This is a genomic window from Variovorax sp. 05N34 (assembly GCF_056397405.1).
On record NZ_JBFTNI010000005.1, the window covers coordinates 423,924 to 447,635 of the forward strand.

At 62.2% G+C, this 23,712-nt stretch carries 22 protein-coding genes; 13 read left to right on the plus strand and 9 right to left on the minus strand.

The features are described 5' to 3' along the window. Nucleotides 1–26: 26 nt before the first annotated feature. Nucleotides 27–1,013, minus strand: coding sequence for a Bug family tripartite tricarboxylate transporter substrate binding protein (locus tag AC1DMA_RS16655; RefSeq protein WP_478144886.1), 987 nt, complete (start codon nt 1,011–1,013; stop codon nt 27–29). Further along, a complete protein-coding gene (locus AC1DMA_RS16660) occupies nt 1,010–2,704 on the minus strand; it encodes an FAD-dependent oxidoreductase (RefSeq protein ID WP_478144887.1) in 1,695 nt (564 codons plus the stop codon). Before AC1DMA_RS16660 ends, AC1DMA_RS16655 begins: the two co-directional genes overlap by 4 nt. Nucleotides 2,705–2,775: 71 nt before the next feature. On the opposite strand from AC1DMA_RS16660, the gene AC1DMA_RS16665 reads away from it, so the two are divergent. The 3 genes from AC1DMA_RS16665 (at nt 2,776) to AC1DMA_RS16675 (ending at nt 4,392) form a co-directional block, all read left to right on the plus strand. Beyond that, nucleotides 2,776–3,705, plus strand: coding sequence for a LysR substrate-binding domain-containing protein (locus tag AC1DMA_RS16665; protein ID WP_478144888.1), 930 nt, complete (start codon nt 2,776–2,778; stop codon nt 3,703–3,705). Nucleotides 3,706–3,767: 62 nt separating this feature from the next. After that, nucleotides 3,768–4,253 (plus strand): helix-turn-helix domain-containing protein, encoded by a 486-nt coding sequence (locus tag AC1DMA_RS16670; protein WP_478144889.1) that lies wholly within the window; start codon nt 3,768–3,770, stop codon nt 4,251–4,253. After that, nucleotides 4,246–4,392: a hypothetical protein gene (locus AC1DMA_RS16675; protein WP_478128544.1), complete on the plus strand. Its 147-nt coding sequence runs from the start codon at nt 4,246–4,248 to the stop codon at nt 4,390–4,392. The genes AC1DMA_RS16670 and AC1DMA_RS16675 overlap by 8 nt, the downstream gene beginning before the upstream one ends. A gap of 101 nt (nt 4,393–4,493) precedes the next feature. Here AC1DMA_RS16675 and AC1DMA_RS16680 read toward each other — a convergent pair whose 3' ends face one another. Together AC1DMA_RS16680 and AC1DMA_RS16685 are read right to left on the minus strand one after the other, a co-directional pair. Beyond that, nucleotides 4,494–6,422, minus strand: coding sequence for a hybrid sensor histidine kinase/response regulator (locus tag AC1DMA_RS16680; protein ID WP_478144890.1), 1,929 nt, complete (start codon nt 6,420–6,422; stop codon nt 4,494–4,496). An 82-nt stretch (nt 6,423–6,504) separates the two neighbouring features. Beyond that, nucleotides 6,505–6,900 (minus strand): MAPEG family protein, encoded by a 396-nt coding sequence (locus AC1DMA_RS16685; RefSeq protein WP_478128546.1) that lies wholly within the window; start codon nt 6,898–6,900, stop codon nt 6,505–6,507. Nucleotides 6,901–6,991: 91 nt separating this feature from the next. Between AC1DMA_RS16685 and radA the strand changes: the two genes are divergently transcribed. Together radA and AC1DMA_RS16695 are read left to right on the plus strand one after the other, a co-directional pair. Continuing rightward, nucleotides 6,992–8,383 carry a DNA repair protein RadA gene (gene radA / locus AC1DMA_RS16690; protein WP_478128547.1) on the plus strand — a complete coding sequence of 464 codons (1,392 nt, stop codon included), beginning with the start codon at nt 6,992–6,994 and terminating at the stop codon, nt 8,381–8,383. Between the two features lie 168 nt (nt 8,384–8,551). Next, nucleotides 8,552–9,007, plus strand: coding sequence for a hypothetical protein (locus AC1DMA_RS16695; protein ID WP_478144891.1), 456 nt, complete (start codon nt 8,552–8,554; stop codon nt 9,005–9,007). Nucleotides 9,008–9,058: 51 nt separating this feature from the next. Here AC1DMA_RS16695 and AC1DMA_RS16700 read toward each other — a convergent pair whose 3' ends face one another. Beyond that, the gene (locus tag AC1DMA_RS16700; protein WP_478144892.1) at nt 9,059–10,201 is read right to left on the minus strand and encodes a hypothetical protein; all 1,143 of its coding nucleotides are present in this window, start codon (nt 10,199–10,201) and stop codon (nt 9,059–9,061) included. 511 nt (nt 10,202–10,712) lie between these two features. Between AC1DMA_RS16700 and AC1DMA_RS16705 the strand changes: the two genes are divergently transcribed. The 5 genes from AC1DMA_RS16705 to AC1DMA_RS16725 all read left to right on the plus strand — a co-directional run bounded on the left by AC1DMA_RS16705 (nt 10,713) and on the right by AC1DMA_RS16725 (nt 17,406). Then, nucleotides 10,713–10,934: a hypothetical protein gene (locus AC1DMA_RS16705; RefSeq protein WP_478144893.1), complete on the plus strand. Its 222-nt coding sequence runs from the start codon at nt 10,713–10,715 to the stop codon at nt 10,932–10,934. A 1,547-nt stretch (nt 10,935–12,481) separates the two neighbouring features. Beyond that, the gene (locus AC1DMA_RS16710; protein WP_478144894.1) at nt 12,482–14,062 is read left to right on the plus strand and encodes a DUF3696 domain-containing protein; all 1,581 of its coding nucleotides are present in this window, start codon (nt 12,482–12,484) and stop codon (nt 14,060–14,062) included. Beyond that, nucleotides 14,062–15,171 (plus strand): hypothetical protein, encoded by a 1,110-nt coding sequence (locus tag AC1DMA_RS16715; protein WP_478144895.1) that lies wholly within the window; start codon nt 14,062–14,064, stop codon nt 15,169–15,171. The genes AC1DMA_RS16710 and AC1DMA_RS16715 overlap by 1 nt, the downstream gene beginning before the upstream one ends. Before the next feature lie 696 nt (nt 15,172–15,867). Next, nucleotides 15,868–16,281 (plus strand): PaaI family thioesterase, encoded by a 414-nt coding sequence (locus AC1DMA_RS16720; RefSeq protein ID WP_478144896.1) that lies wholly within the window; start codon nt 15,868–15,870, stop codon nt 16,279–16,281. A gap of 99 nt (nt 16,282–16,380) precedes the next feature. Further along, nucleotides 16,381–17,406: a diguanylate cyclase domain-containing protein gene (locus tag AC1DMA_RS16725; protein ID WP_478144897.1), complete on the plus strand. Its 1,026-nt coding sequence runs from the start codon at nt 16,381–16,383 to the stop codon at nt 17,404–17,406. 40 nt (nt 17,407–17,446) lie between these two features. Here AC1DMA_RS16725 and AC1DMA_RS16730 read toward each other — a convergent pair whose 3' ends face one another. Beyond that, nucleotides 17,447–17,857 (minus strand): hypothetical protein, encoded by a 411-nt coding sequence (locus AC1DMA_RS16730; protein WP_478144898.1) that lies wholly within the window; start codon nt 17,855–17,857, stop codon nt 17,447–17,449. Between the two features lie 298 nt (nt 17,858–18,155). Between AC1DMA_RS16730 and AC1DMA_RS16735 the strand changes: the two genes are divergently transcribed. After that, nucleotides 18,156–18,647: a glycerate kinase gene (locus AC1DMA_RS16735; RefSeq protein ID WP_478144899.1), complete on the plus strand. Its 492-nt coding sequence runs from the start codon at nt 18,156–18,158 to the stop codon at nt 18,645–18,647. On the opposite strand, the gene AC1DMA_RS16740 is transcribed toward AC1DMA_RS16735, so the two are convergent. Next, entirely contained in the window at nt 18,644–19,630 is a 987-nt protein-coding gene (locus tag AC1DMA_RS16740) for a recombination-associated protein RdgC (RefSeq protein ID WP_478144900.1), read from the minus strand. The genes AC1DMA_RS16735 and AC1DMA_RS16740 overlap by 4 nt on opposite strands. A 247-nt stretch (nt 19,631–19,877) precedes the next feature. Between AC1DMA_RS16740 and AC1DMA_RS16745 the strand changes: the two genes are divergently transcribed. Both AC1DMA_RS16745 and AC1DMA_RS16750 read left to right on the plus strand, forming a co-directional pair. Next, nucleotides 19,878–20,816 (plus strand): branched-chain amino acid transaminase, encoded by a 939-nt coding sequence (locus AC1DMA_RS16745; RefSeq protein WP_478144901.1) that lies wholly within the window; start codon nt 19,878–19,880, stop codon nt 20,814–20,816. 5 nt (nt 20,817–20,821) lie between these two features. Then, a complete protein-coding gene (locus AC1DMA_RS16750; protein WP_478144902.1) occupies nt 20,822–21,034 on the plus strand; it encodes a zinc-finger domain-containing protein in 213 nt (70 codons plus the stop codon). On the opposite strand, the gene AC1DMA_RS16755 is transcribed toward AC1DMA_RS16750, so the two are convergent. After that, nucleotides 21,000–22,277: an O-antigen ligase family protein gene (locus tag AC1DMA_RS16755; RefSeq protein ID WP_478144903.1), complete on the minus strand. Its 1,278-nt coding sequence runs from the start codon at nt 22,275–22,277 to the stop codon at nt 21,000–21,002. The two genes, AC1DMA_RS16750 and AC1DMA_RS16755, sit on opposite strands and share 35 nt — an antisense overlap. Nucleotides 22,278–22,501: 224 nt before the next feature. Then, the gene (locus AC1DMA_RS16760) at nt 22,502–23,686 is read right to left on the minus strand and encodes a sensor histidine kinase (protein WP_478144904.1); all 1,185 of its coding nucleotides are present in this window, start codon (nt 23,684–23,686) and stop codon (nt 22,502–22,504) included. Nucleotides 23,687–23,712: the final 26 nt, after the last annotated feature.

The window sequence follows — 23,712 nt, forward strand, 5'->3', positions numbered from 1 at the left end:
CCCCCGGGACGATCCTCTCGGGACGATCAATCGATCGTCGTGCCAGAGAGGCGCACCACTTCGCCCCAGCGCTTGGCTTCGGTCTTCATGTAGGCGGCCAACTCGGCGGGCGTGCTCGATCGCGATTCGAGCCCTTCGCGTTCCAGCTTCTGGCGCAGATCAGGCTGCGCGAGGATCTTCGCGATTTCGCGGCTGTAGCGTTCGGTGATTTCCGCCGGGGTGCCCGCGGGCGCGACGATGCTCTGCCATGCCACAGCCTCGAATCCGGCCGTGCCGGGAATACCGGATTCGGCCACCGTCGGCACTTCAGGCACGGCGCTCTGGCGCTTCAGCGAAGTGACGGCGAGCGCGCGCAGCTTGCCGGTGCGCACGTGCTGCAGTGCCGGCGCGATGTCCGTGAACATCAGCTGGATCTGACCGCCGAGCAAATCGGTCAGCGCCAGCGCGCTGCCTTTGTAGGGCACATGGCTGAGCTTGATGGAAGTCGCTGCCTTGAACATCTCGGGCCCCAGGTGCTGCGGACTGCCGTTGCCGGCCGATCCGTAACTCAACGCATCGGGCTTGGCTTTCGCGAGCGCCACCAGCTCGGCGAGCGAATTCGCCTTCACCGAAGGATGCACCACCACCATCAGCGGCACCGCGCCGATCAGCCCCACCGGCGCGAAGTCCTTGGCCGGGTCATAGGGCAGCTTCTTGTAGAGCCACTGGTTGATGGCAAGCGTTGTGCTGGTCGCCACGAGCAGCGTATTGCCGTCCGGTGCGGCGCGGGCGACCTGACTGGCGCCGATCGCGGTGCCGGCGCCCGGCTTGTTGTCGACGATGACGGTGCGGCCGAGCGCGGTGCCGAGCTGCTGCGCGATCAGCCGGCCCAGCATGTCGGTCGTGCCGCCCGGTGCGTAAGGCACGACGATGGTGATCTGACGGTCGCTCTGCGCGAGGACCAAAGATGGCCCGGCGGCGCAGACGGCGGCGGACAGGGTGCCGATGCGGCGGATGACTTGACGGCGGTTCACTGGACGGTCTCCTTGTCTTTCTCTTCGGTTTGAAGTGCGGGGGCCGTTTCGGCGCCGCGCACGAGGTCGATCAATGCGATCGGATCGGCAGGTGCCGCATCGCCGCGCCACGCCACGTGCTGATCAGGTCGCGACAGCACCAGCTTGCGGTCATAGAGCGTTGCGGCGTCGGCGGAACGAAGGTCGAGCACCGTCAACGGCACGCCGCGCGAAGCTGCAGCGGCTTCGATCGAACGGACATCGACATTCGGATCGCGCCGCAACAGCGTGTAGCCGGGGCCCATCGCGTCGTAGAGCGATCGGCCATCGTCGAGCCAAAGATGGGGCGTGCGGCAGCCGGGCACGGTCGATGGCGTGAAGGTGGCCATGGTGTAGGCCGGCGCCGGTTCGCCGTCGTAAGCGATCAGCGGCGAACGATCATAGAAGTAGCCGAAATTGAGCCCGCCGCAGCAATACTGCTGCACGTTCAGGTCATAGAGCGCGCGCCCGGTGGCTTCGCGCAGCGCGTCGCCTTCCACGCCCGGCGCTTCAATGCCCGGCGGCACGCCCTCACGCTGGCGTTGCAACGCGATCGCGTGGTTCATTGCAAAGTTCGACACCTGCTCGGTGATCGGCTGGCGCTCCGCTTCGTACGCATCCAGCGCGGCCTCCGTGGCCCAGCCTTGCAAACGGCCCGCGAGCACCCACGACAGATTCATCGCATCCGCGATCCCTGCGTTCATGCCGTAGCCGGCCATCGGAATCCACAGGTGCGAGGCATCGCCGCAGATGAACACGCGCCGGTCGCGGAACCGGTCGGCCACCAGACGGCGCCCGATCCAGTCCTCCTTCGAGATGATCTCGTACTCGAACTCCGGGCCGACCCCCAGGATCTCGCGGATCGCCCAGTCGCGGTCGACCGCCTCGAAGTCCGTCTCGTCCGCCAGCAGATAGTTGTGCAGCAACCAGGTCTCGCGTCCATCGATGGCGTAGACGTTTCCGCAGCGCCGCGGATTGAGCGAAAACGTAGCCCAGGCAGGCGCGTGCTTCAGCAGTCCAAGCAGCGCCGGGGCACGGAAGTAGGTCGATTGCACGCGGCCGACCACATCGGTGCCGTGCAACTGCGCGCCGATCTTCTTGCGCACCATCGAGCGCCCGCCGTCGCAGCCGATCATGTAGCGGCTGCGGATGCGCACCGGCTGCCCATTGTCGAGATCGACGCCGTTCGCCCACACGCCGTCGTCATCCTGCGTGAAGTCGTCGATGCGCGTCCGGTTGCGGATGCGCAGGCCCGGCACCGCTTCGGCATGTGCGAAGAGCACCGGCTCCAGATAGATCTGGTTRATGCGGTGCGGCGGTTCCGGCGTCGGCCACCCCGTGTCGGGGCCGCCCGTCGCGGTGTAGCGGTCGCGCCGCGCGGGGATCGGAATGCGCGACAACTCGTCGCCCGTCATCGTCGTGCGGTAGGCCACGTCGTTCGGGTAGTCGGCAGGCAGGCCGCTGTCGCGCAGCTTGGCGGCAACGCCCAGCCGGCGAAAGATCTCCATCGAGCGGGCCGACACGTGGTTGCACTTCACGTTCGGCGGTTCGCCGCGATGGCGGATCTCGGCCACCAGCACGTCGATGCCGCGCTGCGCCAGATCCATCGCCAGCGTCAGTCCGACCGGGCCGGCGCCGACAATCAGCACCTGCGTTTGGAGTTCTTCACTCATCGCTCTTTGTCTCCAGAAGTCTCAGCCGTCCATTAAAAGCCGATGTGCATCGGCTAAAAAATGAAGCTTTCATGGCGATTCATAAAAAACCGTTATCTATGCGCGGCCTGCCCTCCGTGCGGCAGTTGCGCGCCTTCGTCGCCGTGTATCACAGCGGCCAACTGTCGAGCGCGGCGGACCAGCTTGCGCTGACACAGCCGGCCGTCAGCGTGCTGCTGCGCGAATTCGAGCAACGCATGGGCTTGCGCATGTTCGATCGCACCACGCGTTCCCTGCGCAGTACAGAGGCGGCCGACCAGGCCATCGTCTTCGCCGAACGCGTGCTGGCCGAGCTGGACGCGCTCGGTTCCGCGATGTCTGATCTCGCCAGCGGCCGGCATGGCCGCGTGCGCGTGGCTGCCACGTCGACCATTGCGCAGACCCTGATGCCGAAGGCCATGCAGCGCTACTTCGGCACGCATCCGGACGTGCAGGTCAATATCGACGACTGCGCGCCCGGTCAGTTTGTCGAACGCATCCAGAGCGAGCAGGTGGACTTCGGCGTCGGGACGCTCGACGGCAAGGTCGCCGGGCTGGAAGAACGCGTCTTCTTGCGCGACCACCTGAGCGTGATCGTCGACCGTGGCGTGCGGTTGTCGTCATCTCCGCAGATCTCATGGAAACAACTGGCCGCGCATCCGCTCATCACCGTGAAGCCGGGCTACGGCGTGCGCGGCAGCATCGATCGCGCCGCCGCGCAGGCGGGCGTTGAACTGAAGATTGCACACGAGGTGACTTTGCTGGGCACCGCACTTGCCATGGCCGCGAGCGGACTCGGCGCTTCGGTGCTGCCCGCGTCGATCCTTGCGCATGCGAGTTACCCGAATCTGGTGGCGAGGCGACTTGTGCGACCCACGGTGGCGCGCAACATCGCGGTGATCGTCAAGCGCGGCCGATCGCTGTCGCCAGCGGCCGAGGCCTTCGCGGAACTGCTGACGCGCGAATTCGGCGCGAGCCACTGAGCACCAAGAAACGTTTCTCATTATTGACAAAAAGGCATGTTTGCACATAATGAGAAACACTTATGCCCGCTCGCAGCCCCGAACTCACGACCCAATCCGCCGAGGCTCTGGCTGCCATCGGTGCCACCGTGCGCCGACGCCGCAAGGACCTGGGCATCAGCGCGGTGGCCGCTTCCGAAGCTGCGGGCATTTCGCGCGTGACCCTGCACCGGATCGAAAAAGGCGAGCCCGCGATCACCATCGGCGCATACGTCAAGGTCCTGGGAGTGCTCGGCCTTCGGGCACTGATCAGTCCGCTAGAGGATTCTGCAAACTCTTCCGCGGCGAATCACCGAGGATGGCTTCCCGCGCGCGTTCGCATTGCCGACTACCCCTGGCTCAAGCAACTCGCGTGGCAGGTTCATGGCCCGCAGGAATTGACCCCGCGCGAAGCGTTGAGCATCTACGAGCGCAACTGGCGGCACATCGATCATTCGACCTTGTCGGCCAGCGAGAGCAGTCTCATTGAAGCCCTGCGCCTTGCGCTCGGGAGCGACCCTGTTGTTTGAACGGCCCCGTCACCGCCGCATCGCGCGCGCACTCGAGGCTCTGGACGGTACGCTGCTGCGTCAACGAGCCTGTCTGTTCGGCGGAGGCACTGCGATCGCGCTGCAGCGCATTCGCGCATTGCGGCGCGTGCTGGCGTGACCTGCGCGGGAGCTTGCCCGCACCCGGTGCGCGAATGAGGGCGCCTTCCCTGCACTCGACGTCTGCACCGAGTGCGATCGGCTGAATCAATGAGAAACACTTCAGCTTGACAAACGCGCGCCGTCGAAAGGTGGGACGCCCGCATCGGCCGGCGCTGCACACAGCTCTCGCAGTCGCTTCGCCAACTGCTCGGGCTGCACCGGCTTGAACATCACCACCAGACCGCTGTCGTAGGCGGCACGCACGAGCACCGGGTCAGTGTCGCCGGTGATCAGGATGACAGGCAGCATGCGTCCGGCCTGCGCGCGCAGGCGGTGCGTAGCGCCGATCCCGTCGAGTTCGCCGGGCAGCCGGAAGTCCACCAGCATCGCGTCGAGCCTCGCGCCTTCGCGCGCCACTACGACGCTGGCCTCGTCCACCGTCTGCGCGGTGTGGATGGCAGCGCAGTAGGGCGCGAGCCATATGCGCATGGCCTCACAGACTGCTGCCTCGTCATCCAGCAGCAATACGTGCAGTGGTCGCTCGGGCGTCGCTGCATCAGCGCTCGCCACGGAGGGCACAGGCGCACCGGCAACGTTGGCGAGCGCACCGGCCTGCGCCGCGGCGCTGGGGCGCAGCGGCAGCTCGATCCAGAACACGCTGCCCCGCCCCGGCGTCGAATGCAAGCCCACCTCACCCTCCAGCAGCACGGCGAGCCGCCTGACGATCGCCAGCCCGATTCCGAGCCCGCGCACGCTGTCGCGATGCAGGTTGTCCACCTGGTAGAACTCATCGAACACGCGCGACAGGTGCGCGGCGCCGATACCGCGCCCCGTGTCCCACACGGCCAGCCTGATGCGCCCGCCGCGCGGCCGCGCGCTCACCAGCACGCCGCCGCGCTCGCAGTACTTGAAGGCGTTGTCGACGAAATTGAACAGCACGCGCAGCAGCAGATCGCCGTCGCTCACGATCTCGCACGGGATCGGGTGAAAGCGCAGCTGCAGCCCGGCCGCGGCCGCGCGCTCTTCATACAGTTGGGACAGGCGCAGGAAGATCTGATCCACCGCCACTGGTGCGAACACCGGCTGCACCGCGCCAGCGTCGATCTTGGAAATGTCGAGCAATCCGTTGAGCAGACCGCTCACCGACCGCGTGGCCTCCACCACCTGGTCGGCCAGCCGTTGCGCCGGGGTACCCTGCACTTCGCGCCGCAGCGCCTCGGAGAACAAAGCCAGTGCGTGCACCGGCTGGCGCAGGTCGTGGCTGGCCGATGCGAAGAAGCGGCTGCGCTCGGCGTTCAGCCGCTCCAGGTCGTGCGACTGAGCCATCAGCTGGCGCGACAGCTCCTCCTTCTCGATCTGCGAACGCAGCCCGGCGCGCAGCAGTTCGCCTTGCTGGCGCGCAAAACGCCACGCCACGATCGCGTACAGCAGGATGTAGGTGCACAGGGTCCAACCGACCGCTCCGCCCTGGACCGCGGCGCGTGTCGCCATGCCCAGCGCCAGCGGCACGAGCCACATGTAGGCGGCCTTGCGCGACGGCGCCACCACCGGAACGACGCCCGTCATCAGTCCCGATACGAACACCGCCTGCACCGCCAGCCACTCGGTCGGGATCGGCCCCAGCGGCATCAGGAACCACGGCCCCAGCCCCCAGACCACGCTGGTCGCGGTGTAGGGCGCGAAGTAGCGCCAGTTGCCGGCCGGTTGGCGTTCGGCGTATTGGGGCGCGGGGTACACCCGCAGGTTCTCTTCGAGGAAGTACAGGCGCACCATCAGCACGCCACACACCAGTGCCACCCACAGAAAAATGGCAAGCCGCGGGCCGGTGAGCGCCGAGAAGACCGCTGCGAACACCACCACCGCCATCAGGCCCTGGCGCACGGCCGCATGGCCCAGCACGAACAGCCGCCGGCGCAGCCGGTCTTCCAATTCGCGATCCAGCAGGGCCCCCTCGGCGAGAGCTGCCACAGGCTGCAAGCCATCCGCTTCGCCGGCCGAAGCCTGCGGTGTGAACCCCTGGCCGGAAGGCTGATCGAGGCTGGCCGTCATGGTCGGGTGAGTCTAGCGCCGGGACGCTGCGGCGGCGACTTTTGCGGCGCTGCATCTTCCGCGCGCCTGGCGCGGGTTGCGCCTACAAAATGGCCATGATCATCATCACCAGACCCACGATGCTGATCGTCCAGATCGCAGTGCGCAAATAGATGATTCCGGCGTAGTACACCGGGATGTACAGCACGCGAGCCCAGAAGAATATTTCCGCCCCCAGGGCAACTTTCGGATTGGTGGCCCCCACTGCATGTGCGACCAGCGCGATCACGGCAAAGAGCGCGAAGTTCTCGAAGGTGTTCCGGGCAGTGCGTTCGGCCCGTCCTGCGAACGGCGTCGCCACTGGCAGGTTGTCGCGATTCCCGAACGCAAGCATGGTGCCGGAGAAGGTCCATCCTCTGACTCGAACGAGGCCCGCGACAAGCGACGTGAGCCACGCAAGTACGGCCATGTAGATCACGAGCTTCAAGGTGGAGGTCATATCAAGCTCCGGGGTGATTGCCATCGAGCAGAGGGTCTCGCGCGCCATTGTGCGCGGAGTGGCGCGCCTGCGCCTCCCTACACTTGACGGCATGGCCAAAGAAAAAACGATTTACGTCTGCACCGAGTGCGGCGGCACGAGCGCCAAATGGCTCGGCAAATGCCCGAGCTGCGGTGCCTGGAACACATTGATCGAGCAGGTTGCGGCGCCCGCCGGCGGCACCGCCAACAATCGCTTCGGCACTCAATTCGCCGCGCTTGCCGGATCGGCCGAGCTTGCAACCCTTTCAGAGATCGAAGCCACCGACATCGCGCGCACGCCCACGGGCATCGATGAACTCGACCGCGTGCTGGGCGGCGGCATCGTCGACGGCGGCGTCACGCTCATCGGCGGCGACCCGGGCATCGGCAAGTCCACGCTGCTGCTGCAGGCGGTGGATGCGTTGCAGCACGCCGGCCGAAACGCGCTCTATGTGACGGGCGAAGAAAGCGGCGCGCAGGTTGCATTGCGCTCGCGCCGACTCGGCCTGGAGCGATCGCAGGTGCAGGTGCTGGCCGAGATCCAGCTCGAAAAGATCATTGCCACGCTCGACGCCACGCGGCCGGCGATTGCGGTGATCGATTCGATCCAGACCGTCTATTCAGATCAGCTCACGTCGGCGCCCGGCTCTGTGGCGCAGGTGCGCGAATGCGCGGCGCACCTCACGCGCTTTGCCAAAGCCAGCGGCACGGCAGTCGTGCTGGTCGGGCACGTCACGAAAGAAGGCGCTCTCGCCGGCCCGCGCGTGCTGGAGCACATGGTCGACACGGTGCTGTACTTCGAAGGCGACACGCATTCGAGCTTCCGCCTGGTGCGGGCGATCAAGAACCGCTTCGGGGCGGTGAACGAGATCGGTGTGTTTGCGATGACAGAGCGCGGGCTCAAGGGTGTGGCGAATCCGAGCGCGATCTTTCTGAGCCAGCATGCGGAGCCGGTGCCCGGGAGCGTGGTGCTGGTGACGCTGGAAGGCACGCGGCCGATGCTGGTGGAGATTCAGGCGCTGGTGGACAACGGCGGGCCGAGTCCGCGGCGCTTGTCGGTGGGGCTGGATCGGGATCGGCTCGCGATGCTGCTGGCGGTGTTGCATCGGCATGCGGGTGTGGCTTGCATGGATCAGGACGTGTTCGTCAACGCCGTGGGTGGGGTGCGGATCAGTGAGCCGGCGGCGGACTTGGCGGTGATGCTGGCGATCACGTCGAGCTTGCGCGGGAAGCCGTTGCCCAAGGGGTTTATTGCTTTTGGGGAAGTGGGGCTGGCCGGTGAGGTGCGGCCGGCGCCGCGTGGGCAGGAGCGGTTGCGGGAGGCTGCGAAGCTGGGATTCAGCGTGGCGATCGTGCCGAAGGCGAATGCGCCGCGGAAGGGGGCGAAAGAGATTGAGGGGCTGACGATTCATGCGGTGGATCGCATTGAAGAGGCGTTGGATATCGTGAGACAGATGCAGTAGCGCTGGCATACTGCGCAAGCCACGTCGACAACGGCGTGACCGGGTTTGGAAGCCCGAAGCTATTCACTACGGCGGAAGCCGCAGTCCCCTCTGGGTCTGCGGCTTCTTCGCTCGTTCTGCTTTTTTGGCGGCTCGAGCGGGAGGACGCGAGTCCTGCCGGTTTTCGTAGTGAATGCCCGGTCTTCCAACCCGTTCGAGCCGCCGCCTTCGTTTGGAAGCGGGTGCGGCGGTTTAGGGAAAACTGCATTCACTAGGGAGGCCAAAAAAATGGCTAGGTCTGATCGCACAATCACGAGTTCTTCCGATAGCTCCAACTCCAAAAGGCGGAAAGCCGCCAGATCCCAACCGGCGACAACTTTCGCGCTTCAGAAGTCAGCCGAAAACAAAGCGGCCCGCAACGCCGCGCTCCTTGTCGAGGACGAGTTCAACAATTTGCGCGCGGCGCATCGTGCGTACGCCTGCGTGCAAAGTCTTCTGACGCCGAGCTACCTTCAGGAGATCGAGGAGTTTCGCATCCAGCCGATCGAGTTGAGCGCGTTGATGGAGGTGGTCAACGCGGAGATGGTGCGGCGCATGCAGACTGTGACCGATGCGATTCAGTCGGTGCGCGAAGCGCTGCACTGAAGACTAGTAAAAGCCCGGTCGCAGCTTGCGGCTGGGTCGGCCGCTCAGGCGTCAGGCAGCTCTCTTGATCGCGCGAACAGCCGCAGCGTCTTCCTCAGCGCTTCCACGGAATGGGTGGGGGATGGACTTTGTGGGTTCCCTTGCTGCGTTCCGTAGGTAGTCAGCAACGCTGGCACGCAGGCGTGAAGCCCATTCAGGCTCTCGAATGTCATAGATGATTACGCGAAGGTGGCGCAGATCAAAAGGCACGTCGTCAAGGTTTGAAGCAGTGAAAACCACAGGCTTCCGAGCTGCATGTGCCAAGCCAAGCTCGTAGAAGACATTCGGATTCTTTCCGGACAAGTCGGCTAGAAGAATCTTCGCCTTTTCAATCTGTTCCCAGATTTGCTCCATCACGCTACCGGTATGGAAGAGTTCATCGCCTCTGATCGCCTCGAACCCAGCCTCATTGATACCAGGAGCATAGATTTCTTGGTAGTAGCGATCAAACCACTCCCCGAACGGCATCATCACAAAGCAAGTGTCTAAAAATTCTCGGGAGCGTGGTTCCTTAAGAACTACAGGGCTCGAAACCTTTTCGGGTTGCGTCGAAGCGAACGGTTCGACCGCGAGATTGGACTCGTCGCCGCCGGACACGTTTGACGAGAACGCGCGCAAGAACCTCAGGTTCTCCACGAAGACGATGGCGAACTGGTCCACCCTTTCCCGAGGCACCCCGAACTCTCGCGTCAGTGTGTTGAAGAAGAATTCATCTTCAGGAATGCGTTTGCCCTGATAAAACTTTTCAACGGAGGCAAAGTCGGGCACGTTTCGAAATGCTGCCGTTAACGCCTCGGTTCGCTGATGCGGCGTACTCGGCGCAACGACGTCTTGGCCGATTCGAGCAAGCTGGACCGGCGTCTTTTGGGTGCCTTCCACAAGGCCGTACTGGTTCGCCGATCGCAGAAGATCAAGAAACCGCCAGTCGGATGCTTGCCGAAAGCCAACTGCTATGGCAAGCGAATCCGCAGGCATGGGGTTGCCCCCATTCTTTTCCTCAATCGCTCGCGCAACGCGTATCGAGTCTTCGAGTGTGTTTTTGGGGAATGTCCATGGCCTGCCCTTTGCGGATTCCGTGGAAGCCTTGGAAGCGGATCGGGCGGTTCCTGATCTAGTTTTCGTCGCCGTCTTCTGCCCAGATTTGGCAGTCGCCATATATGTCTCCTCTTGTTGTTGCTGCGCAGTCTACGTTATGGACGCGTTCCAAGCCCCAAGTGGTTCAAATGGCGTTCTTTATTGGCAAGCGTTAGCCGGTGAGTGTCTGCGATTCTTTTGTCATTATTAGGCCATCCTGTCACGATCCATGTTCGGGCGGCTTTTGCCCAATCAAGCCGCGCGAGATCAGCACGCCGAGTTCGAGCGGCTCTTCACTGACCTGGTCCATGAGTCGAACAGAGCAGTGGTCATTTTGGGGGCGGCGAAGTCTATGCCCCTCTTTCGCAACTGCTCGCGAACGCATTGTTGCCATGCGAGGAGAAGGAAGATGATCTTCTGGACCCGGAAAAGTCGCTTGGCACATTCGGCGCGAAGGTGACGATGGCTTACTGGGTCGGCCTGCTATGGCGCGAACTTTTCGATGCGATCACTTTGGGTTCGTCGAGTTCGTATTGAATTTGCGCTCAAGCTAAGCGGCGTGAGTCTTATTAGTGGGGCGAACAGGAAGCGCGTGCGCGACCTCGTGACGCCGATGTTGACGAGCGACGCGTTCAAATGGCTGGCGCGCGACGTGCTGAAAGGCACGGAAGGTCCGGCCACTGGGGTTCGCGCAGGAATCGCATTGCTATGCCTGCGCCTTGATGCGCTTGCGACGTTACGTGCGCACTCAATTGCCGTGTCCGCCTTCCCTTCGCTTCCGCCCAAATTTAGGGAGTCCGATTTCGAGGACTGATGCTGCTCGCTAGATGAACTCGCTGCCCTCGTAGCCATTCGTGCTCTCGCGCGGCTTCATGAGTGCCGCAAGGCCGGTTGCCTTAAGCCACGTCTCGCCGTCGATCGTCAGCACGCGGAATTTGGCGTTCGATATTCGCGAGTATCTCGGCTTTCACGGTGCCAATGGCCGACCATCGACGCCGACAGAAGCGCCGATTGGAATCGCAAGGCGAAGACCATCAAGCCCAGTAGCTCCGCAGCGTGTCGCGTGGCGGCCGAAGACTGAGTGTGGCTTCCTGATGTTCGCGGTGCAGCTGGCAGAATTGAACCCACTCATGGAATTTCCTCCAGAACGCGTTCCATCGCACCCACAACAACATGTGGCTGCATTGGCTCGTTCCGCGTCATACGACTATTTTGCGGCCGTAAATCTTCCAATCCAGCGCCAAGCGTACGTCGCCGCACTCGTGGCCGACATAGTTCTTCCGCCCCTCTGCGAAGAGCTATTGCGGCTGCTAAAGGTGGAGAGCCGGGCGCCCGACCTTCGCATGGGGCTACAGGCGGATCACTTGCACAGACAGCGCCCAAAAGAAGCTCACAGGCTTCTCACCTGTTTGCCGGAAGCGCTTAACAACGTCACGCACGTCAGCGCGAAACGGCTCGGCGCTGCTCGCACCGTAGTCGGTGATTGCTCTGACGGAAAACAAATGCTCATCGGCCTGAAGTTTGTGCCGGCACATCGCGCGTTCTCGAGGCACGACGAGGCTTGGATTGCGACGGCCTACTTTCCGGACGAGGACGAAGTACGTAGGCAACTGAACAACGGTTCCTTGCGGCCGATCTCTCGAAGGAGGGCATCAGCCCAATTTCAAACGTCATGGAGAGGCAATGGACTGAGGCAGCTTGGGCGACATGAACGATATAGCGAAGAGTTCGATTGAGGATCGCCGCCGCCTCGTCGATCGCTATCACGACATGGACTCCAATGGTGTGAAGGCCGAGGGCCGGTGTTGGCGGGTTCAACCAGTACCGATTACACCAGGCCGAACTGGAGATTTTGAGCAATGCTGGCTTATGGGCACCTGCAGAGTGCCTTTTAAGATGGTGCAGAGGCCGTGCGAGCCGAGGCGCAAGGAGGAGCCTGCATCGCGCTTGAGGCATCTTCCCAGCGCTGCTGTCACGGGGAAGAGGGCGACATAGCTCGATTGGCTCTGCGAGTGAATCACTAGTGCGGCAGGCTACCACTGGCCCGTCGCGAATTCGGATGTCCATCAACGGCCGCTCCCGCTGCGCTGCAGGGGTCCGTTGAGGACATGCTGACATTCGAACAAGGTTCCGCGCGCCACAAGCCGCAAGCGAAAGACCGGAGGCGTCTCAAGGCGGACCAGCCAAGTGCCGTTGATGAAGATGACGTCTATCGCACGTAATCTTTGACAGGCCAAGGAGTTCCGCGACTGCACACATAATCGGAAATTCAGTGTTACACAGTAGAGCCCTAAATGGCCGGCGCTGCTCCTCGCATCCTGTGCAGCCTTGAGGCCCCGAATCGATTCACCCGCTCAATCTATGACAAAAATAACATCAATTGGAATTGAAAATCTCAGACGATTAAAGTCGGTTAAACCGAATGTGCGGTTGGCACCCATCACCGTGTTGCTCGGAAAAAATAGTGTTGGCAAGAGCACCTTTGCGCGCGTATTTCCGCTATTGCGCCAGAGCGCCGAGAGGCGCAAACGCTCCCCGGTCCTATGGTTCGGTGATTTGGTTGATTTTGGATCAATCGGGCGAGCCGTCAGCGAGGGCGAAACGGATATTAGCTTTATGTTTGATGTGGAGTTTCCCGCCGCGGACGCCGATGTAGATCCCTGGGATGATGAAAGCAGCTCCTACTGGAGCAGGGCGTCTCGCGCAAAAATAGAGAAAGCGAGCGTTAAGCTAACGCTCGCGGAGAACCCTGACAGCAAGACCGGATTTGCCAAAGCTCTCCACGTGAGTGTATTTGGGGGTACCATTGAGATAAATTTCCCCTTGACTGTAAAGGAAGGAAATTACATAAAAGTCAATGGTGAGGTGCAGAATCTTCCGTCAAAAGACCATCTTTTGATGAGCTTTCAAGGAGATTTTCTGCCCAAACTTATCTTTTATACACGACAGCAAGACGGCTCCAACTCCGATGCCTATCAGTGGGTACCGGCGAACAATCCTTGGATAGACAACGCCGCACAGGTCATCCGGAGATTTGTTCACGGAAACACGAGCACGGCGACGGCGCGTAGACTCGCGAAGCAGGTGCCAGTCGGTACAGTCGAACAAATAGCTGCTGCATTGCCAAAAATTCCCGGACCGCATAGCTGGAAATCGTACATGGCCAGCGCAACTTCGCGGATCTTTATGGCGCGTCAGTTGCATAAGGCACAGCTTGCAGGACATGTCACCAGCATCTTGCAACAACTTGATGCAGGCCTCTCGACGTATTTTGCGGGCGTTCGCTACCTGAAGCCATTGCGCGCTACTGCAGAACGTTACTACCGCAGAGTGGATCTCTCCGTTTCTGAAATAGATCCGGAGGGGCGAAATCTTCCAATGTTTCTGGATAGTCTTACCGGTTATCAATTAAATGACTTTAGAGCGTGGATCAAGAAAAATCTAGATATCGATGCATATCCCAATCGAGAAGGTGATCAGTTGATGGTTATGGCACAGGGGGCCAATGACGCTCAAGCTTACAACGTCGCGGACATGGGTTTTGGCATATCCCAAGTTCTCCCCATTGCTGCGCAGCTGTGGGCCATCAATCGTCGGGTAGGCCACACAAAACCGGCGAGCGTAGTCGTGTTGGAGCAACCGGAATTGCATCTTCATCCTGACTATCAAGCAAGACTTGCAGATGTATTCGCAGGAGCTGTCAGCAACCTGGCAGGCCAAACCGCAGTCCCCATTATCGTGGAGACGCATAGTCAGCAGATCGTCAACAGGTTAGGTCAACTCATCGAAGCGGGTGAGCTTGCGTCGCACAATGTCAGCGTACTGTTGTTTGAATCCTCAGAAAACAATGCTTCTTCAACTTCGATTCGAATCTCTGAATTTGATGAGCGAGGAATACTAAAAAACTGGCCATTCGGCTTTTTCGAGCCAGAGGTCAGATAATGTGGATTGAATTGGCGGACGACCTTCCTGAAACCTTTGAAACTCCAAATTTAGAAATTTGCTCCGTACTTGAGGCTGTCGCTTCAGCGTCATTTCACGGACGACATCTTCTATATGGCTCAAGCAAGACTCTGAAGTGGTTGGGTGAACAAGACATAAGTGGCCCGGCGAAGGCGGCGGCGGCTAGGGCTTACTCGAGAGTCGCAGAGCATGGGGCACTCCGTGCATGCATTTCAAAACGGGTGATTATTCGGTCGACCGGAATGCATGTAGAAAAATGCGCCGACGGCTGGCAAGTTCCAATCAGAACTCTCATAGGCGTGCCTTTTCAGGAATCTGAACTGTTGGCAGAGAACCTTCGCGATGGGGAGGTCTTCCGATTGTCTGCGAAACACTACAGGCGCAATGCAAAAATTGGCGGAGTAGGCATAACACTCTCGCTCCGAAACGGTGGTGGGAATGAAATTGCCCCTTGTTTCAGAGCGACGGTTGCCGAAAGACGCGCGCTGGTATTGACAATTACAGACTCCGACCTAGATCACCCAAAAGCCACCTCCGGATTAAGCAGCCGCACTTGCGGCCAAATCGCGGATACGGCGCAGTGGATTTGTGAGCACGTCGAACTTCCGTGCCGTGAGGTAGAGAATCTATTGCCACTGAATCTGGTTGAAGACTCCATTTTGGCCGACCTCCCCGAGGCCACGCAAGTTTGCGATAAGCTGCAACAGCTTAAAAGCATACTTGCGACACGTCCGGATTCGCGTCGATATGCAGATCTAAAAGAAGGTGTTTTGGGTTTTTTCTCCACTGGAACGGACGGCGTGGTGGCGCGGCGAGAGTACTGGAAAAGCGTCGTTACGGATAGCGGACCCAATCACCGCGTAACCTGCAACGACAACTGCCCCCACACAAGCCATAAGTCTTGTAACTGTTTGATCTCGGAGGGGCTGGGAGAAAACACTGTGCCTCGCTTCTTGGACCACTGCAGAAAGCTGTCCGATGCAAAACAAATGGAGCGAATCCAGACGTCAATTAACGCGGACGATTGGATGAAAATTGGAGAAGACGTCTTTAGGTGGGGGATAGCGGATCAACCGATTCGCGTTTAGGTACTACTGGCAGGATCAACTGGACACAAGTTGACCACCCTCGTGTCTATTTAACAGTTCGCGCCACGTGGGTGGCTTCGCGACTGATCGTCGCCAATGCGGTGCGCGCAGCGAGCACGGCCTGCTGATCGACCAGCGGAAACGCGGCCGCTGCCGGAGTGCGGGGCTCGATGTCGGCTCTCGCTCTTCGAATTGTCTGGCGCGGCGCGCCACACCGTCTATTTCGTTCGTCCGACGATTCCCGCAATGCCCCCCCACCTCTCAACAACGCTTCGGCGAAGACATCCGCCGCTTCGCCTCCGTCAGCAATGAGCCTTGCCGTCTCAGCCCTGATCGAGCCACGCGATATCGCGACCTCCACGTGGCTGCTCGAAGCCGGGCAGCGCGCCCAGTGGTGCTTCCACATGATCGAGAGCCTTGTGCGCGAATGCTACATCGACGCGGGGCGAGGAGCACACCCGCGACTTCGCAGACGTCGGGCGCTTCACCCGGCTCGCTGTTGGACTTGCTGTCGGGCGAATCCTCGGCCACCTGGGTGCAGGCGATGGAGCCGACGAGGGTGCTCGCCTTTCGCTATGCAGAGTTCGATGCGCTGCGCGCGCGCTGGCTGGACGTCCAAAGTTCGTGCCGCCCCGCCCCGTCGGCTAGCCGCCCTCCGGCACGACAATGCCCTACCTCCACCAGCATTCGCATCCCATGAACGACGACCAGGACGCACGAATCCGCTCAGGCAAGGCCCTGAGCGAATCCATGGGCAATTTCCACGTGACCGAATGGGACCCGGAACGAAAGGCGCTGAAGGCCGCATTCACGGTTCGCCCCGAGTACTGCCACACCAACGGCACGATCGCCCAAGGCGGATTCATCACAGCCTGGCTCGATGCGGCAATGGCGCATGCAGTCATCCACGACACCGGCCACACGCAAACCGTCTTCAGCCTGGAGATCAAGGTCAGCTTCTACGAAAAGGTCGCCCCCGGTGAGGGATGGGTAGAAGGACGAGTGATCCGACGCGGCAAGCGGGTGACCTTCATGGAGGCCTCGCTTTACAACCCCGCAGGCAAGTTGGCGGCCGAAGCCACTTCGACCGGAGTACTGGCTGATCTTTGAAGCGCCGAGGCAGCGCGGGCCGGGGCGGGTGAGTGAGTCGTCGATATAAAGTAGCCAAGGTCCGCCTCACCGATCCATCACGCAACGTTGGAGCCCCGCATGAATCTCAGGCCGGTCAACCCCAAACTCGTTCTCGCAGTCGTGGGCCCGGCAGCAAGCTTGCTCCTGGGGGCTGCCAAGCTGAGTGACGATTTCCGCAAGACGCTGATCGATTTCTTCTTGGTCCCGGCCGACACCGTCGTGCATGTCGACGGCTCGGTGCTCTTGCTTTCGTGGCCGTTGCTCATCTTCTCGATGTTGCTTGCGGCGGGCTGTGCATGGTTCCTGGTCGACAGGCTCTGGTTCGCGGAAAAGGTGGAGAGCAAGCGCAAGGACGATGAAATCGAGAATCTGAAGCTGATGTTGGCTTCGATCAATCGCAGCTTCACGCTCGACGTCGTCACCGGCATACCTCGGCAGGATCGTCTTGAAGAAGACTTCGCGATGTTTGCGCAGGCGCAGGGTTTGAAGCGCGAAGGCCATTTGATCCTCCTCGACATCCATGACTTCAGCAGCGTCAACCAGAAGTTCGGATTCGAACGCGGCGACCGGTTGCTCAGGGGCATCGTGCAGAAGATCCACGTCAGCATGCGCAGGGACGAGGAGATGTACAAGAAGAAGTTTGGCGATTCCCCCATCGGCAGCGAGTCGCTCGGCAAGGTGCCGTTGACGCAACGCCGCTTCTACAGAAAGTACGCGGCGGGCGACGAGTTCTTGTTCCTGGTCCGGGGCGATCTGACCGAGGCGCTGGGGTTCTGCAACCGCTTGCGCGATCTCTTTCGCGCCTTCAATACCGAGCCCATCCTCGACGAGCGGATCGCGCTGAGTTTTCGGTGCGCGCTGGCGCAAGTCCATTGGCCGGACCCTGCGAACGCCAAGCGCTATGCACAAGATGCGCTCGAGAGGGTCAGCGAGTGCTACACGAGCTTCTACGCCGGCCGGGCGGCAAAGCCTGTCGACAACTTTGAGATTTGCTGGAGCGTCAACTCGGAGCCAGACAATCGACCCGAATTCGAGCGATCGTTCGCGTTCACGAAAGCGCTTGAGAAATTCGGTGTCACTCGCATTGGGCTGCAGCCGCGCTAGCTCGGCGAGGCAAGCCGCTTCTCGGCGCACTGCGGCAGGGCTAGTTCTTCGGGCAAAGAGACAGCGCCGCTTGCGCTTCGGAGCATCGAATCGTCGGTGCCGAATTGGCGGATCGAGATCCCGCACGCGATGAAGGTGCATCGGCAGGACGCGCGCCATCCCCTGTGACGGCGCCCACGGCGTCGTCCTCTGGCTGTTCGACAGCCAGGGCAGCCGTCAGGAGTGGCTTGACGTTCTCCGTGACCGACGCGGCCATCCAATTCCACTTCGATGCGACCGAACTTCTGATGGATGACCAGCGCTCCGGAGACGCGCTGGAATTCCAATGCGTGAAAGGCCCCAGCAGCAGCACGAGGAAGACCAGCAGCAGGCCAGCACGCATTGCTGTCGAGTGCTGCGAGATGCTGCGCTCGCGCCCATGCGTTGGTGTGGGCGATGGCGTTGAAGGCAATCGTGCTCCACGCGCTCTGGCTCGCGGCCTTTGTGGTGGTGGTAGCGAATCCGCAACCGCGCTCGCAGTCGTGTGCGCCCCGAAGCGCACACCCGAAAACCTGCCGTGGCAAACGCAGCAATATTTGGCTCGATCACTGTTCGCGGAGTGACACGCGTCGCAGTACTTCGTCATGAAGAGAGTTTGTGCTTGCGCTTCTGCGGGCTTGTACTGTTTTGTTTTTTCTTCGGCGTGGATGTAAGAGAGCGACTGATTCCGCTGTCGAAATCGGCCCCGTACTCGGGCGACAATCGGTGCCATGAATTTCGGCAAGATCCTCGTTCCCGTCGTCGGCATCGTATTGATCGGCTTGGCCTATCGCAGTTATGGCTGGTCCGGCGTGGCGCTGGCCGTCGGCGCCATCGTGATGTTCGTGCTCTTGAATATCAATCGCGCGATCACTGTGTTGAGGCGCGCTGCCGATCGGCCCATCGGCACGGTGGCGAGCGCCGTGATGCTCAACGCCAAGCTCAAGCCGAAGGCAACCCTGCTTCACGTGGTCGCGATGACGCGCGCCATCGGCGAACTGCGCACACCGAAGGACACGCAGCCCGAAGTGTTCCGCTGGACGGACGCGGGCGGATCATGGGTCGATGCCACCTTTGTCGGTGGCAAGCTGACGGAGTGGACGCTGGTGCGGCCCGAGGTGGCCGAGACGGCGGAGGACAACGCGGCCGAGGGGCTGCCAGATGGGCGCAGCGCCGATGCGGTCAAGCCCGGCGCGGCGGACGCACTGCGCCCGCCCGTTTAGAACGGCGCCGACTCGTCCTCTAGAGCTTCTTCCACCGCTGGCTTGGCCTTCGCCGCTGGCGTCGCATCGACGGGCGCTGCGCCCAGTTGCATTTCGCCGCCCAGCGCGTCGATCAATTCCGGCACGAGCTGGCCGAGTTCGCCAGTGGCGATTGCAGCGTCGGCGTCGAAGTTGTCTTCCTTGCCGGAAGCCGGCGCGTCGTCGAGCGTGCCTTCCAAAAACACGATCTTGCGAATCTGCAGGCCTTCGGTGAGCTCGAAGGACACGCGGTCGTCCCATGTCATGGCAAGACGCGTCGGCCGCTTGCCATCGGCGATGTGCTGGCGCACTTCGTCGATGTCGAGTGGATGCTTGGCATAGCGCACCACGGCCTTCGACTCGTCGCTGGCTTTCAGCTCGCATTCGCGATCGATGGTGAAGCCGGCCGGCGGCTCCTGGGTCGACAGCCAGTTCGACATCGCGACGGCCGGCTCGACCTGCGTGTTGACCAGTGCCACAGCGAAGCCGTCGAGCGCCTTCACGAGATTGGTCACGACTTCATCCGCGCGCGCTGCGTTGCTTGAATTGACGACGAGCCGGCGCGCAGTCGGATCGATCCACACGGCGACGCGCGCATGGCGCGTGAACGCCAGCGGCAGCAGCTCGTGCGTGACGTCTTCCTTCAGTTCCTTCTTCTCTTTCTTGCCGGGCTTGCGGCCGGTGGTTGCCTCGATCTGCGCGGCGCGCTCGTCGACCTTGCGGCGCACGACAGAAGCCGGCAGTGTCTTGCTTTCGATCATGAATTCGAGCAGCCACTGGCCGCCGATCGATTCGGCAAGAGGGCCGTGGTCTTCGCCGCGAGGCTCGACCCAGCCGGTGGACTTTTCCTGGGAGGGGCTGCAGGGGACGAAGCGCTGGGCGTCGAGGCACTTCTCGACCTGATCGAGCGACTGCGACCACGTGGGCTCGATGCGGTAGACGATGACGTTCTTGAAGACGGACACTGAAACCCTTTTCTTGGCTGGAATGGAAACACCCCCCATGCGCCTGCGGCGCTCCCCCTCAAGGGGGCGCAGCCAGCGGCCCGGCGAAGCCGGTTCCGCGGCTGCCCTGGGCTTGGCTGCGCCAGTTTGATGGGTCGCGCGCAGCGCGGGGAAGGCAAAGCTGAGCATTGTCGGTGCGGCGCCGACGGTCGCGGTCGTAAAATCGAAAGCTTTTGCGACATACCCCCTACGCCTGAGGACCAAGAACATGAGCGCGCTGCCCCCCTCACTGGACGACCGTGACGGCAAGATCTGGATGGACGGTGATCTCGTGGAGTGGCGCGAAGCCAAGATCCACGTGCTGACCCACACGCTGCACTACGGCTGCGGTGTCTTCGAAGGCGTGCGCGCCTACAAGACGGTCGATGGCACGGCGATCTTCCGGCTGGCGGACCACACCGAGCGGCTCTTCAACAGCGCCAAGATCCTGCGCATGAAGATCCCCTTCACGCCCGAGCAGTTCAACGAGGCGCAAAAGCAGGTGGTGCGCACCAACAACCTCGACAGCTGCTATTTGCGCCCGCTGGTGTGGATCGGCTCCGAAAAGCTCGGCGTGAGCCCCAAGGGAAACCGGATCCACGCGATGGTCGCCGCATGGTCCTGGGGTGCTTACCTCGGCGAAGAAGGCATGAAGCGCGGCATTCGCGTCAAGACATCGAGCTACACGCGCCATCACGTCAACATCACGATGACGCAAGCCAAGGCGGTGAGCAACTACAGCAACTCGATCCTCGCCAACATGGAAGCGCTGGACGACGGCTACGACGAAGCCCTGCTGCTGGACGCGAGTGGCTTCGTCTCCGAAGGCGCGGGCGAGAACGTGTTCGTGGTCAAGGGCGGTGTGGTCTACACGCCTGATCTCTCGGCCGGCGCGCTCAACGGCATCACGCGCAACACCATCCTGCACATCTGCAAGGACCTCGGCATCGAACTGGTGCAGAAGCGCATCACGCGCGACGAGGTCTACATTGCGGATGAAGCATTCTTCACGGGCACGGCGGCCGAAGTGACGCCAATCCGCGAACTCGACCGCATCGAAATCGGCAAGGGTTCGCGCGGCCCGGTCACGGAAAAGATCCAGAACGCGTTCTTCGACATCGTGAACGGACGCAATCCCAAATACGCCCACTGGCTCACGAAAGTCTGAAGACCATGTCCTCTCCAAAAGCCGTCATCGAACTGCTCGCCAAGGACCTGAACGATCAGGGCGGCGTGTTCTGCCCGAACCCGAAGGCCGACATGCAGCTCTGGAGTGCGCACCCGAAGGTCTATCTCGACGTTGCGCGTACCGGTGAAGGCAAGTGCCCGTACTGCGGCACCGTCTACCGCCTCAAAGCGGGCGAGGTGGTGGGGAACCACCACTGAGTCCCCGGGGCCCTGCGAGCTTCAAGGCGATCCGGCGCGGCACCAGTTCCCGCCACGGGTCGCCCGCTTCCTGCGCGAGCCGCAGGTAGACCATCGTCACCCACAAAATCGACAGCCCGATCTGCGCATCGCGAAGCGCGGAGTTCAGGCTCGTCGCGATCAACAGCACCAGGATCGCGACGAATGCGCGGCGTCCGGTCAGGTCGTTCCGGCGCCAGGCAACCCAGACGCCTGTAAGGATGATCGCCAGCAAGCTCAGTGAGCCGGGGATCCCCGCCTGGGAGCCCATCCAGAGCAGATCGTTGTGCGGCATGTTGTAGTCGGCCAGCAGCTTGGGCCCGCGCAAGTGCCACTGCTCCGTCCAACCGCCGATGCCCCAGCCCATTAACGGCTTGTCCGCGATCATGCGGGCCGTATCGCGGTACATGTAGTAGCGCACGACCCAGCTTCCTTCTGAGACAGCGCCCGCTTCTGCCGCCTCGAGTTCCTGCAGGCCCAGCACGAATTTCTGGTGCACAGAAGGCGTGTTCCAGATGCCCACTGCACCCACTGCGGCAACAAGCGCAATCGCTCCGGCGAGCACTCCGAGGCGCTTGCGCCATTGGTGCACGCACGCTGCAGCAATGGCCAGGATCAACGCCAGCAGCGAAGTGCGAGAGACCAGCGCGAGCGTGATGACCACCGCCACCACTAGCGTGAGCACAAACGCCGGCAAGACACGGACGAATCGACGTTCCCTCGTCGCCTGCATGCCGTATACAGCGGCCGTTGCGCCCATGATCGTGAAGAGCAGCGCGTTGCTGATCGATTTGTTTCCGACGGGCATCAGCACTCCGCGCCAGACTTCCAGTACCGGAAGCCCGACCGTGTAATACAGCGCGATCAGCACGAAGTTCAAGAGCCCGATGAGCCAGAAGCCTCGCAGCGCCCAAACTGCTTCGTCCCGCTTGAGCGCCATCGCCATCAGCACCGTCGCCGCGATCCGCAGCCCGTGCCCCAGATTCGACCCCGTCTGCGGATAGTGCCGCCCCAGTGCCAGCACGATCAGCGTCCAAGCCACATAGACCACCACCGGCCACCAGAACGGACTCGCCCGAAGCCTTCCCGCCCGTTCGCGAAGCCCTCCCGCACAAAGCAGCGCAATCAAAAGCAGAACCGCCGCCGCATAGGTAGCCCCCACCGGCATGAACACCGTAAGCCCCCAGACCATGGCCGCGGGCCGGACAATGTTCGATCTCTGCATGGCCGCGATTCTAGAGAGCAACAACCCCAAAAACACCGCGGATCCGGCGCAGCCGGACCGCTGGTGTTGCCCCGGTCAGGGGCTAGGCGAAGCGACACAAAGTGCGCCCAGCCCCGGGGGGGGCGAGCACCAGGGACACCGCGGAACCGGCTTTGCCAGGCCGCTGGTGTTGCCCCCGGTAGGGGGTGGAGAGCGACACGAAGTGCGCGAGCCTGGGGGCGAGCCTAGTGCGGCAAAGTAATCACGAAGCTGGCGCCGCCGCCCGGCCTGTCCTCGCAGCGCACATGCCCTCCATGGCGCTCTGTGATCGACTTCACCAGTGCCAGCCCAAGCCCGACACCACCGTTGCGCTCACTCGCGCCGGGCAGGCGATAGAAGGGCTCGAAGATGCGTTCTCGCAGCGCCGCAGGCACGCCAGGCCCTCGATCGTTGACGCGTATTTCAGCGGCCCCGTTCCGGCTTCCGATTTCGACACTGGTTTCGCCGGCGCCATAGCGGCGGGCGTTTTCAAGCAGGTTGCGGATCGCACGGCGCAGCAGTCGCGGCACGCCGCGCACCGTGAGCACATCGCCATCGGTGCCTTCGATGACTTCGAGATCGGCATCCACGCGCGCGCATTCCTCGGCGGCGAGGCCCGTGAGGTCGACCGTCTCGACCGTGCCCATGTCGGCTTCCTTCGCGTCGAGCCGGCTCGCCAGGAGGATTTCGTCGATCAGCTGGTCGAGTTCGCCGATGTTGCGCGAGATTTCATCGCGCGCCGCGCGACTCGGCCGGTCGCCCATCAACTCCAGGCCCATGCGAATGCGCGTGAGCGGCGACCGCAGTTCGTGCGACGCGTTGGCGAGCAGCGACTTGTGCGAGCGCACCAATTGCTCGATGCGCGCGGCCGCCGCGTTGAAGCGATTGGAAAGATCGGCCACCTCGTCCTGCCCGTCCTCGGCCACGCGCACGGAGAGGTCGCCTTCGCCCCACCGCTGCACGCCCCGCTGAAGCTCTTCGAGCCGCTTGGTGAGCCGTCGCACGATCGGATAGACGCCGAGCGCGACCGCGACGCCCACCAGTGCGACCATCCAGCCCAGTCCGAATGGCGAGCGCCATGGTGCGAAGGCCGACGGCGAGGGCGGACGATCGCGCGGCGCGACGCGCAGCGTGAGGGAGCGACCATCGTTCAGCGTCACGTCGAATTCCAGGCCCTGGCCCGGCACGCGCGTCGCCTTGCCGCCGCCGATCGCGTGATCCTGATCGTCGAGCACGACGACATCGCGCGGTACGGGCGCGAGCCTTTCACGCTCGTACTCGGCGGCCTCGCGCACGATCCAGTTGGCCGTCAGCGTGAGGATGAACACGCCCGCGACCACCGCCAGCCAGATGCGGACGTAGAGATGGCGCTGATAGAGCTTGAGGAGCATCGACAGAGCAGGGCGAGTAGGGCGAT

Bases quoted from the DNA above. Each gene is read 5' to 3' on its own strand.
- AC1DMA_RS16750 (WP_478144902.1), top strand. From the start codon at position 20,822: ATGTCCTCTCCAAAAGCCGTCATCGAACTGCTCGCCAAGGACCTGAAC.
- AC1DMA_RS16760 (WP_478144904.1), bottom strand. From the start codon at position 23,686: ATGCTCCTCAAGCTCTATCAGCGCCATCTCTACGTCCGCATCTGGCTG.
- AC1DMA_RS16700 (WP_478144892.1), bottom strand. From the start codon at position 10,201: ATGGCGACTGCCAAATCTGGGCAGAAGACGGCGACGAAAACTAGATCA.
- AC1DMA_RS16735 (WP_478144899.1), top strand. From the start codon at position 18,156: ATGAATTTCGGCAAGATCCTCGTTCCCGTCGTCGGCATCGTATTGATC.
- AC1DMA_RS16680 (WP_478144890.1), bottom strand. From the start codon at position 6,422: ATGACGGCCAGCCTCGATCAGCCTTCCGGCCAGGGGTTCACACCGCAG.
- AC1DMA_RS16720 (WP_478144896.1), top strand. From the start codon at position 15,868: ATGAACGACGACCAGGACGCACGAATCCGCTCAGGCAAGGCCCTGAGC.
- AC1DMA_RS16685 (WP_478128546.1), bottom strand. From the start codon at position 6,900: ATGACCTCCACCTTGAAGCTCGTGATCTACATGGCCGTACTTGCGTGG.
- radA (WP_478128547.1), top strand. From the start codon at position 6,992: ATGGCCAAAGAAAAAACGATTTACGTCTGCACCGAGTGCGGCGGCACG.
- AC1DMA_RS16755 (WP_478144903.1), bottom strand. From the start codon at position 22,277: ATGCAGAGATCGAACATTGTCCGGCCCGCGGCCATGGTCTGGGGGCTT.
- AC1DMA_RS16710 (WP_478144894.1), top strand. From the start codon at position 12,482: ATGACAAAAATAACATCAATTGGAATTGAAAATCTCAGACGATTAAAG.
- AC1DMA_RS16665 (WP_478144888.1), top strand. From the start codon at position 2,776: ATGGCGATTCATAAAAAACCGTTATCTATGCGCGGCCTGCCCTCCGTG.
- AC1DMA_RS16725 (WP_478144897.1), top strand. From the start codon at position 16,381: ATGAATCTCAGGCCGGTCAACCCCAAACTCGTTCTCGCAGTCGTGGGC.
- AC1DMA_RS16745 (WP_478144901.1), top strand. From the start codon at position 19,878: ATGAGCGCGCTGCCCCCCTCACTGGACGACCGTGACGGCAAGATCTGG.
- AC1DMA_RS16715 (WP_478144895.1), top strand. From the start codon at position 14,062: ATGTGGATTGAATTGGCGGACGACCTTCCTGAAACCTTTGAAACTCCA.
- AC1DMA_RS16670 (WP_478144889.1), top strand. From the start codon at position 3,768: ATGCCCGCTCGCAGCCCCGAACTCACGACCCAATCCGCCGAGGCTCTG.